The organism is Roseibium sp. LAB1, from assembly GCF_054658235.1.
This window is the reverse complement of record NZ_BAAGIB010000003.1, coordinates 177,285-188,729: the sequence shown is the minus strand read 5'-3', so window position 1 is coordinate 188,729 and position 11,445 is coordinate 177,285. Positions and strand designations below refer to the sequence as shown.

Annotated in this window: 10 protein-coding genes; 1 reads left to right on the top strand and 9 read right to left on the bottom strand. The window is 56.8% G+C overall.

What is annotated here, in order from left to right; translation table 11 throughout:
- Positions 1-8: 8 nt before the first annotated feature.
- Complete coding sequence (gene holA / locus ACYQ54_RS18775; RefSeq protein ID WP_460085315.1) at positions 9-1,049, top strand: DNA polymerase III subunit delta; 1,041 nt, start codon at positions 9-11, stop codon at positions 1,047-1,049.
- Between the two features lie 249 nt (positions 1,050-1,298).
- On the opposite strand, the gene ACYQ54_RS18770 is transcribed toward holA, so the two are convergent.
- The 9 genes from ACYQ54_RS18770 to hemJ all read right to left on the bottom strand — a co-directional run bounded on the left by ACYQ54_RS18770 (position 1,299) and on the right by hemJ (position 11,441).
- Complete coding sequence (locus tag ACYQ54_RS18770; protein WP_460085313.1) at positions 1,299-2,204, bottom strand: ParB/RepB/Spo0J family partition protein; 906 nt, start codon at positions 2,202-2,204, stop codon at positions 1,299-1,301.
- 107 nt (positions 2,205-2,311) lie between these two features.
- Complete coding sequence (locus tag ACYQ54_RS18765) at positions 2,312-3,136, bottom strand: ParA family protein (protein WP_023002468.1); 825 nt, start codon at positions 3,134-3,136, stop codon at positions 2,312-2,314.
- 19 nt (positions 3,137-3,155) lie between these two features.
- The gene (gene rsmG, locus ACYQ54_RS18760; protein ID WP_460086102.1) at positions 3,156-3,797 is read right to left on the bottom strand and encodes a 16S rRNA (guanine(527)-N(7))-methyltransferase RsmG; all 642 of its coding nucleotides are present in this window, start codon (positions 3,795-3,797) and stop codon (positions 3,156-3,158) included.
- A gap of 14 nt (positions 3,798-3,811) precedes the next feature.
- Positions 3,812-5,698 carry a tRNA uridine-5-carboxymethylaminomethyl(34) synthesis enzyme MnmG gene (mnmG, locus tag ACYQ54_RS18755; protein ID WP_460085311.1) on the bottom strand — a complete coding sequence of 629 codons (1,887 nt, stop codon included), beginning with the start codon at positions 5,696-5,698 and terminating at the stop codon, positions 3,812-3,814.
- 298 nt (positions 5,699-5,996) lie between these two features.
- Complete coding sequence (mnmE, locus tag ACYQ54_RS18750) at positions 5,997-7,346, bottom strand: tRNA uridine-5-carboxymethylaminomethyl(34) synthesis GTPase MnmE (protein ID WP_460085308.1); 1,350 nt, start codon at positions 7,344-7,346, stop codon at positions 5,997-5,999.
- A gap of 755 nt (positions 7,347-8,101) precedes the next feature.
- The gene (locus tag ACYQ54_RS18745) at positions 8,102-8,671 is read right to left on the bottom strand and encodes a GNAT family N-acetyltransferase (RefSeq protein ID WP_460085306.1); all 570 of its coding nucleotides are present in this window, start codon (positions 8,669-8,671) and stop codon (positions 8,102-8,104) included.
- A 69-nt stretch (positions 8,672-8,740) separates the two neighbouring features.
- Complete coding sequence (locus ACYQ54_RS18740; RefSeq protein ID WP_460085304.1) at positions 8,741-9,316, bottom strand: GNAT family N-acetyltransferase; 576 nt, start codon at positions 9,314-9,316, stop codon at positions 8,741-8,743.
- 132 nt (positions 9,317-9,448) lie between these two features.
- The gene (gene rho / locus ACYQ54_RS18735; protein WP_460085302.1) at positions 9,449-10,714 is read right to left on the bottom strand and encodes a transcription termination factor Rho; all 1,266 of its coding nucleotides are present in this window, start codon (positions 10,712-10,714) and stop codon (positions 9,449-9,451) included.
- A 298-nt stretch (positions 10,715-11,012) separates the two neighbouring features.
- Positions 11,013-11,441, bottom strand: a complete 429-nt coding sequence (gene hemJ, locus ACYQ54_RS18730) for a protoporphyrinogen oxidase HemJ (RefSeq protein ID WP_460085299.1) — start codon at positions 11,439-11,441, stop codon at positions 11,013-11,015.
- Positions 11,442-11,445 lie beyond the last annotated feature (4 nt).

Sequence of the window (11,445 nt, the reverse complement as noted above, 5' to 3'; positions counted from 1 at the left end):
GCGCGGCCGTGAGCGTTCTCAAAGCTGCGGAGATCGACCGATTCATCGCCAATCCTCCGGAGGCCGGCGGCGTCGTTCTGATCTTCGGTCCGGATACCGGACTTGTGTCGGAACGTGCCACCCGGCTCGTCAACAAGGCATCCGAAGGCGAAAGCGATCCGTTCAATCTGATCAAGCTTGACGCCTCGGATCTCGGTTCGGATCCGAATCGGCTCATCGACGAGGTCCTGACCGTTCCGCTTTTCGGCGGCCGGCGCATCGTATGGGTGAAGGATGCTTCATCCCGCAATCTCAATCCGGCGGTGGACCCGGTTCTGAAGCTGGACGATTGGCAAACGCTCGTTGTTCTGGAAGCCGGTGACATCAAGAAAGGTGCGGGTCTCAGAAAGCTGATTGAAACGCACAGGCGGGCCGTGGCCCTTCCCTGCTATGCGGACAATGATCGCGGCATCGATCAGCTCATCGACGAGGAAACCCGGGACGCAGGCCTGAATATCACGCGGGAAGCACGGGCAGCGTTGCACAGCCTGCTGGGCGGCGACCGGATGGCCAGCCGGGGCGAACTCAAGAAACTCTGCCTCTATGCGCTCAACAAGGGCCGTATCGACAGTGACGACGTTGAAGCCATCATCGGCGATGCGTCGGCTTTCGAAATGTCCGAACTGATCGACGCGGCAGCTTCCGGTGATCTTGCCATGCTGGATCACGGTCTTGAACGGCTTGCGGAAGCCGGCTCGAAAGCCTCCGTCATCGCCAACCAGACCCTGAAACACTTTCAGAATTTGCATCGGATGCGAATCGATATCGAGCAGGGCAAACAGATTCAGGCTGTCGTCGACGGTCAGCGACCGCCTATCTTCTTCTCCCGCAAGCCGAAATTCATTCAACAGCTTCGGATCTGGTCGCTGACGGACCTGGAACGCGCCATGGACATTCTAAGCGAGGCCACGCGCATTTCCCGCCTCAACGATGCGCTCGGCGTACCGGTGCTTTCCGAAGCCCTCCTGAAGCTCGGCAGGGCCGCCAGAGCCCGGCAGCAGCGACGCTAGAACCTTTGAGGCCCTACGCGTAAGCGCCTTGCATTCATTCCAGGGCTTTTCCTCATCCTGAAGATGGCCGAAAGCTCGTCTCGAAGGATAGGCATCGAACTCCAGAGCATGCCGGCTATCCTTCGTGACAGCTCTAATGCGCTTCCGCACGACAAGGCCTCTTCACAAGGAAAAATACCTCAACTCCAAACGCAAAAAAGCCGGAACGAAAAACGCTCCGGCTCTTAAATTTTAAATTATATCAATATCTTATCTCGTCTCTACGCCCAACTTCTTGCACAGCTCATCAAGCTGTTCAAGCGAAGTATATTTGATCTTGAGATCGCCGGTCTCCTTGCCGGGTTTGTGCCCGACGATCACCTTCAAACCAAGTGTGTCGGTCAACCGCTTTTCCAGAGCCTTGGTATCGGCGTCCTTCTGCGGCTTTTCACCCTGAGCCTTTTTGCCGGATACCTTCGCAAGGGCATCCGGATCCTGAGAGAGCTTTTCAGCGTCACGAACCGTCAGGCCTTTTTCCACGATCAGTTCCGCCAAAGCGGCTGGATCCTCGACGGTGATCAGGGCGCGGGCGTGACCTGCAGTTAGCAGGCCCTCGGCAAGATAGTCTTTCACGGAATTCGGCAGCTTCAGGAGGCGCATCGTATTGGCCACATGGCTGCGGCTCTTGCCGATTACCTTGGCCAGTTCACCCTGGCTGTAGCTGAATTCTGCCGTGAGCTGTTCATAGCCCATCGCTTCTTCGATCGGATTGAGATCGGCACGCTGGACGTTTTCGATGATGGCAAGCTCAAGCGCTTCCTGATCGGTCACGTCGCGAATGATGATTGGTGCTTCGTGAAGACCGGCCCGTTGTGCGGCCCGCCAGCGGCGCTCACCGGCGATAATCTCGAAGCGGTTGGCCTTCCCTGCGGCCGGACGCACCAGGATCGGCTGAACGATGCCTTTTGCCTTCAGGGATTCGGAAAGATCCGCCAGATCCTTCTCGGTGAAGGTCTTGCGCGGGTTGCGCGGGTTCGGCTCAAGATGTTCGATTGGAACCCTGCGGGAGTCGCGAATAATCTTTTCCGGCGGTGCGGCCGACTCGGGAGCTGAATCTCCGATCAGCGCCGCCAAACCACGGCCCAAACGCTTGTTCTTGACGTCTCTTTCCGCCATACCGCACCTTTTTCTTTTTATATTTCAATAGGATAGTGCATGGTGACTGTGCCTCTTCCGCCACCATGCCTCAAAACTTGCCAGATCGGAGCCGAATCGATCCAGCCTTAAGCCGCGACGCGTCGCAATTCGCGCTCACGCTGAATGATCTCGGACGCTAGCCGCAGATAGGCCTGGCTGCCCGCGCATTTCAGATCGTAAAGCAGCGCCGGTTTGCCATAGGACGGTGCTTCCGAAATTCGGACGTTGCGTGGAATGATCGTTTCGTAGACCGCATCACCCATGGTTTCGCGCACGTCGGCAACCACCTGGCTGGATAGATTGTTGCGGCTGTCGTACATGGTCAGGACGATGCCATGAATGCTGAGTTCAGGGTTCAGCGCATTCTTGACCTGTTCAACCGTGCTGAGCAGCTGGCTGAGACCTTCAAGCGCGAAGAACTCGCATTGCAACGGCACCAATATGGAATGGGATGCGGACAAGGCGTTGATGGTCAGCAGGTTCAGTGACGGCGGACAGTCGACCAGAACATAGGTAAACCCGATTTCCTGGAACAAGCGCGAATGCGTCAGGTTCTCTATCGCGCTTCGCAGGCGAAAAGCCCGGTCACCGGTCGAGGCGATTTCCAGCTCAAGGCCCAGCAGGTCCATGGTGGACGGTGCCACCCACAGGCGTTGCACGGCAGTTTCACGCACGGCCTCGGCCAGCGAACAGTCACCGCTCAGGACTTCATAGGTCGACAGGCCCCGGTCACGATGTTCGATACCCAACCCCGTGGAGGCATTACCCTGCGGGTCGAGATCGATTACCAGTACCTTTTCGCCAATCGCCGCAAGCGCCGTGCCGAGATTGATGGCGGTGGTGGTTTTCCCCACTCCGCCCTTCTGGTTTGCAAGCGCGAGAACGCGCGGCATTTCGGGAAGCATGCTCATTGCTACAACACCTTCCTGGCTACTCCGGCCGGGCTGAAATATTTGAGAAAAGAAGCATCCGGCTCATTGGATCAACAAGACTGTCTTTTTCTATCATGTCGAACTGCCAACGGGCAGTGGCTTCGTTAACTTCTCGCTGAAAATCCTGACCTTTGTGGAAAACAGCCTTCGCTCCAGTCGCCGTAAACGGTTCGGAGAGCTGAAAAAGCAGATCCAGCGACGCCAGGGCGCGGGCCGACACAGCATCCACTGAACCATGCTTCCAGTCTTTCGCAACCGATTCGATCCGGCCCGGATGCACAGTCCCCCTGGACCCGGTCTCTCGCAGAGCTGTTCTGAGGAAAGCAACCTTGCGCTGGTTGCTCTCGATCATATGCACATGAGCGTCGGGCTGGTCTGCAAGAAGGATCGCGGTGACAACGCCGGGGAAACCGCCGCCGCTGCCGATATCGACCCAGGTCCTCGCCTCTGGATAACTCCATTGGGTTTGCAGGCTATCCGCCACGTGGCGCGTCCAGATGTCCGGAATTGTCGACGGTGCGATCAGGTTTTGTGCGGGTTGCCACTTCAGGACAAGATCCACATAGATTTGGAGTCTATCCAACGTTTCACGTGAAACATCCCCAAACTTATGCACAACCTGTCCAGAAGTATTCAACATCACGGGGCGGCCCATCAGGCAGCTCCCTTCTGACTCTGGCGCTTCAGATGAGACAGGATCAGCGTAAGAGCAGCGGGTGTCATACCGTCCATGCGAGACGCCTGGCCAAGGGTGGCCGGACGAACATCGATCAGCTTCTGCCGCACTTCATTGGAAAGACCCGTGATCGCTTCGTAAACGAAACCATCGGGGATCGACAAGGCTTCGTCGCGCTTCAAGGCTTCGATATCGGCCGTCTGGCGATCAAGGTACACGGCGTAGAGGGCATCCGTTGCCACCTGTTCGGCAATGGCCGGGTCTATCTCCGACAACTCCGGCCAGATCTGCGTCAGGCCATTGAAGGTAACATTCGGATAAGACAGCAGATCAAAGGCAGACCGGCGAATACCATCCTGGTTCACCGGCAGGCCCTTCTTCTGTGCTTCCGACGGTGTCACCGTCAGTTGTTTCAGAAGGTCCCGTGCAACAGCAATCTTTGCCATCTTCGCTTCGAAGGCATCACGCCGGGTGTCCGACACGCATCCAATCGCGATCCCCAAAGAGGTAAGGCGCTGATCGGCATTGTCCGCCCGCAGCGACAACCGGTACTCGGCGCGTGACGTGAACATGCGATACGGCTCGGTGATACCTCTGGTGATCAGATCATCGATCATGACACCGATATATCCCTCAGACCGGTCAACCACGAACGGCGCCTTGCCGGCAGCCTTCAGCGCGGCATTGAGGCCGGCCACGAGACCCTGCGCCCCTGCTTCCTCATATCCGGTCGTACCGTTGATCTGGCCAGCCAGGTAAAGACCGGAACAGCGCTTGGCTTCCAGTGTCGGGCGCAGCTCGCGCGGATCGACATGGTCATATTCAATCGCATAGCCCGGCTGCAAAACCACCACGTCTTCCAGACCCGGAATGGTTTTCAGAAACGCGACCTGTGCGTCTTCCGGCAGAGATGTAGAGATACCGTTTGGATAGACGGTGTGATCGTCCAGCCCTTCCGGTTCCAGGAAAATCTGGTGGCCATCCCGATCGCCAAAACGAACGATCTTGTCTTCAATGGAAGGGCAATAGCGCGGGCCCCGGCCCTTGATCTCCCCGGAGTACATGGCCGAGCGAGACAGGTTCTCGCGAATGATGCGATGGGTCTCTGGCGTTGTGCGTGTGATGTGGCACGGGATCTGCGGTGTCTCGATCCTGTCCGTCAACGTGGAAAACGGGATCGGATCCTCATCCCCAGGCTGCTCTTCAAGCCTGTCCCAGTGGATCGTCCGCCCGTCCAGCCGTGCAGGTGTACCCGTCTTGAGACGGCCAAGATCGAAACCGATTTCCTCAAGCGACTCAGACAACCCAAGCGCCGGAGCCTCACCGGACCGGCCAGCCGGGATCTTCCTGTCGCCGATATGAATAAGGCCGCGGAGAAACGTTCCGCTCGTCAGCACGATGGCGCGGCAGTTGATCAACCGGCCATCGGCCAGCTCGATCCCGGAAACAGAAAGTGTCTCGCCGTCTCGTTCAAACCGGACCTTGTGGGCTTCACCTTCAACAACGGTCAATCCCTCCACCGCAGCAATCTCCTGCTGCATCGCTTCCCGGTAGAGCTTGCGGTCAGCCTGTGCCCGTGGGCCGCGGACCGCCGGGCCCTTCCGGCGATTGAGCATACGGAACTGGATACCACCCTTGTCAGCGACCCGTCCCATCAACCCGTCGAGAGCATCGATCTCGCGAACGAGATGTCCCTTCCCCAGGCCACCGATTGCCGGGTTACAGGACATCACACCGATGGTATCGAAGCGATGTGTGACCAGCGCGGTCTGTGCACCGGCACGCGCCGATGCTGCCGCGGCTTCACAGCCTGCATGCCCACCGCCAATCACCACCACATCAAATGTCAGATCCAGTTCGTTCATAGTCTCTACCGCTCGCGCAACCCGATAGCTGCGCTTCGGGTCCGGGTTCTTCCGGTTCGGTTTTCGGGATCACTCTCCGGCCATGGCCAGACTATCACAGGCCGCATAAACCGGCACTTGTTCGCCAAGACTTATACGTGTGACGCAAGCGTAGGTCAAAGCGGAATTCCTGCCTCGTGTTTAGCCTTCCGCCCGGCAGGATCATTTCGGCATCACAAGCGTAAAAATGATTCACGTGAAACATGTTCCGGTAGAGAATCGATCCAGGGTCCACCTGAAATGATTCACGTGAAACAGGTCATTTGCCGATGCAGAAATCCCTGAAGATCACATCGAGCAAATCCTCCACATCGATCCGGCCCGTGATCCGGCCGAGGGCGTCGGCAGCACGACGAAGGTCTTCTGCCCGAAGTTCGGCCGGAAGATGTTCCATTTCCACGGCAGCCTTCAGACCGGACAGGCAGTCCTTGAGATAGTGCCGGTGCCGTTCCCGGGTCGCCAGAGGCGCCTCTCCCAACGAAATCGTTTCCTTGGCAAAACGTGTGAGCCGGGAAAAAAGCGGATTCATTCCCTCCGCGCTTTTGCTGGAACAAGCAATTTCAAGGGTCGTTCCGGAAGAGTCTTGTTCCGGAAGAGTCTCAAGATCGGCTTTGGTTCGGACTGTCCAGACTGGAACCTTGCAGCGAAGATCTTCCGGAAGACCGGCAGCAGCATCGTCCTGCTCCACCCCGCCAGGCTCCACGGCCCACAGGATCAGGTCAGCACCCCGCCCCCGTTCTTCCGCCCGGCGAATGCCTTCCTTTTCTACCACACCTTCTGTCTGCCTCAGTCCGGCGGTGTCGACCAGTGTTACCGGATACCCTGAGAGATCAAGATGGACTTCAATCACGTCCCGGGTTGTTCCGGCTTCCTCGGTGACGATGGCAACGTCCCGCCCGGCAATGGCGTTCAGAAGGCTGGACTTGCCGGCGTTGGGTGCTCCCATCAACACCACCTGAAGTCCGGATCGAAGACGCTCACCGCTCCTCGACTTCTCCAGATGATCTGAAATCTCGCTATGCAGCTGCCAGGCCTCCGACCAGACCTCATCTGCGACGCTCCCTGGAATGTCTTCTTCATCGGCGAAATCGAAGTCAGCCTCGATCATTGCCCGCATATGGATCAGCCGCTTGCGCCAGTCGTCATAGACTTTACCGAGAGCTCCGCCCATTTGCCGGATAGCCTGCTTGCGCTGGCTCTCCGTCTCTGCAGCAATGAGATCCGCCAGACCTTCAACTTCCGTCAGATCCATGCGGCCACGATCGAATGCCCGCCGGGTGAACTCTCCTGCTTCTGCCGGACGGCATTGCGGAAATGTCGAGAGCACGGACAGGAGACCGGAGACAACAGCCCGTCCACCATGACACTGGAACTCGGCGACATGCTCTCCGGTAAAGCTTGCAGGCGCTTCAAAATAAAGCACCAGTGCCTCGTCGAGAACGTCACCCGTCTCCGGATGACGGAGCTTGGCCAGCATCGTCTTGCGCGGTTCCGGAACCCTGCCTGCCAGTGCCTCGACGATCTCCCTGGTTTGCGGTCCGGACACCCGGATCACCGCAACGCCCGAAGGCACTACTCCGCTGGAGAGCGCAAAGATCGTATCAGCCATGTGTCTTGTCCGGTCCATCCTCGGGTCGTGGACCGCCTCTTTATCAAGTCTCGTCACCGCGGAAAAGGCGAAGTCTCTCTGTTCCGCGGGCGAATCGAAACGCGGTGGATAGTCGGAACGTCTGTTTCACGTGAATCAATGGCGATCCGCAGAGTGTCTTGAGACAGGGGTTTCTGGCGAACGCCTCATTTCCACAAGCCGCAGGCATGGTGTCGCGAGACCTGGCCTTTCGGTGTCGGCGTGTCCCCCCATCGTTCGAAACGGTCCAAACTGATTTCTCTGGATGAAGGAAGGTTCAAGGCTACGGCTTGCAAAACAGAGGTTTGGGTTCGGGTCCGATTCAAAAATGCGGATTCACGTGAAACATTTTTATGCCCAACACTCACCATCAGGTCCGGTCTACCAAGGACAGTCCCGCTGGATGGGGTGATCTGCTGTTATCTCTCCCACCCTCCATTGAGCGATCCACATCTTTCTGAGGAAAGCCAAATGGCCGGAACCAACAAGGATTTCGAATTGGGTTTAATTAATGCGCTCAGAATATCCCGGTCATGGTGAACTTGCCGATCGGTGGGAGGGAAAGATTGCTAGGTGGACAAAGGCTCCGCCTGTCCCCGCTGAAGACTATTCGTCCTGTCGGAACGGACCCGATTCAACGTGATGGATTCACGTGAAACAAATTCCGACCCCGGCATGACCCTGTTTCTGTTTCACGTGAATCTTTGTTCGGGTTTATCTCCGGCTCGGATAAACCCTTACCCAGTCCGCATCTGCCAATCGTCCTTCGTCAGCCTGTAGAGCACATGCCGCTTGAACGCGTGTCCCTTTGGAAGCTTCGGGTGCTCGAAGTCACCCCTCTCATCGTGCGTCATGCCAATTCGTGTCATGACCTTCTGCGAAGGAATGTTGTCAGGCACAGTGAAGGCGACGATCTCATCATAGCCGATGGTTTCAAAACCGAATCGAAGCCAGGCGCGAGCAGCTTCGCTGGCGAACCCCAAACCCCATGCTGACCGCTTGAGCCTCCAACCGATATCGACACAGGTACCAATGGGCAATGCCTGTTCGTCGTGTACATCAAGCCCGGCGAAGCCGATGAACTCACCTGACGCTTTCAGTTCAATCGGTGCGTAAAAAACACCGTGCTTTTCAAAACAGTCTCTAAACATCCCGATCAGCTTCAAGGTCCGATCACGGGTCAGCACATCGGGAAAGTACCGCATCACCACCGGGTCCGCACAAAGTTGCACACAGGGGTCAATATGCGCTTCCGCCCAACAGCGCAGCACCAACCGTTCGGTTTCAATCTTGAAGCTGTTTCTCATAGTCTGAACTTTAGGCGATGCAGGTCTGTTTCACGTGAATCTGATTATCCCATCAGGATAAACACCCGCTCAGGTCATCCTGGTCATCCAGTCGGACTTCGTCAGGCGATAGAGCACATGCTTTGCGATCGGATGATCTGCCGGAAGATTGGGGTGAAGAAAGTCCCCATCCTTGTCACGTGTCATGCCGATCTTTTCCATGACCCTTTGCGACGGCAGATTGTCCGGGATGGTGAAAGCCACGATCTCTTCAAGACCGATGGTTTCAAAACCGAATCGAAGCCACTCCCGCGCAGCCTCCACTGCATAGCCCTTCCCCCAAGCAGACCGTTTCAGGCGCCAGCCGATCTCAACGCATGGGTCGAAAGGCAAGGGCGCCGCATAGGACGGAACGTTCAATCCGACGAAGCCGAGAAATTCTCCCGTCGCCTTCACCTCTATCGGCGCAATGCTGAACCCGTCTTTCAGCGTCTTTTCCCTACAACGGGAAACAAGCAGGTCAGACTTTTCCCGCGTCAGCACCTCAGGAAAAAAACGCATGACCTCAGGGTCCGCACACAGCTCTGCAAATGGCTCCAGGTCTTCGTCCCGCCAAGGGCGCAGCACGAGGCGGTCTGTCTCCAGCAAAAAAGAAGCATCAGGCATCAGATCGGGTCCGATTCAAAAGAAAGCAGGATTCACGTGAAACACGGCGGCAGGGCGTTCAAATCTTAACAAAAAGTAAAGGCGCGAACCCTTGCGGGCCGCGCCTTTGAATAGAACCCGTTCCGGGTGGGATCAAGTGTTCATGCTGTCGAAGAATTCGTCGTTCGACTTTGTCTGCTTGAGCTTGTCGAGCAGAAACTCGATCGCGTCCACCGTCCCCATCGGGTTGAGGATCCGGCGCAGCACGAAGGTCTTCTTGAGACGTTCGGCTGGAACCAGAAGCTCTTCCTTACGCGTACCGGACCTCTGGATATCGATGGCCGGGTAAACGCGCTTGTCGGAGATCTTGCGGTCCAGGATGATTTCGGAGTTACCCGTACCCTTGAACTCTTCGAAGATGACTTCGTCCATGCGGCTGCCTGTATCGATCAGCGCGGTTGCGATGATGGTCAGCGATCCGCCCTCTTCGATGTTACGGGCGGCACCGAAGAAACGCTTCGGCCGCTGCAGGGCGTTGGCGTCGACACCACCGGTCAGGACCTTGCCCGAAGATGGAACGACGGTGTTGTAGGCACGTCCGAGGCGCGTGATGGAGTCCAGCAGGATGACGACATCGCGGCCGTGTTCGGTCAGGCGCTTGGCCTTCTCGATCACCATTTCAGCGACCTGCACGTGACGGGCGGCCGGTTCGTCGAAAGTGGATGAAACCACTTCCCCGTCGACCGTGCGCTGCATGTCGGTCACTTCTTCCGGACGTTCATCGATCAGAAGAACGATCAGGTAACATTCCGGATGATTGGTGGTGATGGATTTTGCGATGTTCTGCAGGAATACCGTTTTACCGGTGCGCGGCGGCGCGGTGATCAGAGCACGCTGGCCTTTGCCGAGGGGCGCAACCAGGTCGATGACCCGGGAGGAAAGATCCCTGTTTGTGGGATCTTCGATCTCCATCCGGAAACGTTCATCCGGATAAAGCGGTGTCAGGTTGTCAAAGTGAACCTTGTGCCGTGCCTTGTCCGGATCTTCGAAATTGATTGTGTTGACCTTGAGAAGGGCAAAATACCGTTCACCCTCTTTCGGGCTGCGGATCTGGCCTTCAACGGTGTCCCCTGTCCGCAGCGAAAAGCGGCGGATCTGCGAGGGCGAGACGTAAATATCGTCCGGGCCTGGCAGATAGTTCGCATCCGGAGAACGGAGAAAGCCGAAGCCGTCCTGAAGGACTTCAACGACACCTTCGCCGATAATCTCCACATCCTGAGCAGCTAGGTTCTTCAGGATGGCGAACATCAGCTCCTGCTTGCGCATGGTGCTGGCGTTTTCGACTTCAAGCTCCTCGGCAGTTTGGAGCAGCTCTGTCGGTGTTTTTAGTTTTAGGTCTTTGAGTTTCATTTCCCGCATCGAGTTGGGGTCTTTTTTTAAGTTGTTATGGATTTAGGTTTGGAAGGGTCGTTCTGCGCCGGATGGATGGGTCGGCCAGAAGATATCTGAGAGACTTTTAGACGTGTCCAGATTGTACGGCGACCGCGGAGCGATTGAAAACGAACACTGTGCCGTATGAAGATGCGCGAAAGATACGTTGATTTGCAATAAAGCGCAAGCCCGGAAATCTGCCAGTTTTTTAGGCCACACTTAGAATTTCGAAGCTGAAAATGACAGCCGCCGAATTACGGCTGTCCGTAATGCCTGTTTTGTGAGCCTAAAACGGCTTGACGATCACGAAGATGACGATGCCGATCATCAACACTGTCGGAACCTCGTTCAGGATCCGGTAGTACCGCTGCGACTTTTTGTTCTCGTCCCTGGCGAATTTCTTCACACAGCTGCTGAGATGACCGTGGACGCCAGACATCAGCAGGACAAATGTGAACTTGGCGTGGAACCAGCCATCCTGCCAGGCCTGAAGTTCCCAGGCGAGCCACAGACCGAACACCCATGAGGCGATCATGGCCGGGTTCATGATTGCCTTGAGCAACCGCCGTTCCATGATCTTGAAGGTTTCGGACTGTTCCGACCCGACTTCCGTGGCAGCGTGATAGACGAACAGCCGCGGCAGATAGAGCATGCCCGCCATCCAGGCGATGATCGAAATGATGTGAAGAGCCTTGATCCAGAGGAAAAGATCCATGCGG

Excerpts from the sequence above, each read along its gene's own strand:
- ACYQ54_RS18770 (WP_460085313.1), bottom strand. The coding sequence starts at position 2,204 with ATGGCGGAAAGAGACGTCAAGAACAAGCGTTTGGGCCGTGGTTTGGCG.
- ACYQ54_RS18765 (WP_023002468.1), bottom strand. The coding sequence starts at position 3,136 with ATGAGCATGCTTCCCGAAATGCCGCGCGTTCTCGCGCTTGCAAACCAG.
- rsmG (WP_460086102.1), bottom strand. The coding sequence starts at position 3,797 with ATGTTGAATACTTCTGGACAGGTTGTGCATAAGTTTGGGGATGTTTCA.
- mnmG (WP_460085311.1), bottom strand. The coding sequence starts at position 5,698 with ATGAACGAACTGGATCTGACATTTGATGTGGTGGTGATTGGCGGTGGG.
- mnmE (WP_460085308.1), bottom strand. The coding sequence starts at position 7,346 with ATGGCTGATACGATCTTTGCGCTCTCCAGCGGAGTAGTGCCTTCGGGC.
- ACYQ54_RS18745 (WP_460085306.1), bottom strand. The coding sequence starts at position 8,671 with ATGAGAAACAGCTTCAAGATTGAAACCGAACGGTTGGTGCTGCGCTGT.
- ACYQ54_RS18740 (WP_460085304.1), bottom strand. The coding sequence starts at position 9,316 with ATGCCTGATGCTTCTTTTTTGCTGGAGACAGACCGCCTCGTGCTGCGC.
- rho (WP_460085302.1), bottom strand. The coding sequence starts at position 10,714 with ATGCGGGAAATGAAACTCAAAGACCTAAAACTAAAAACACCGACAGAG.
- hemJ (WP_460085299.1), bottom strand. The coding sequence starts at position 11,441 with ATGGATCTTTTCCTCTGGATCAAGGCTCTTCACATCATTTCGATCATC.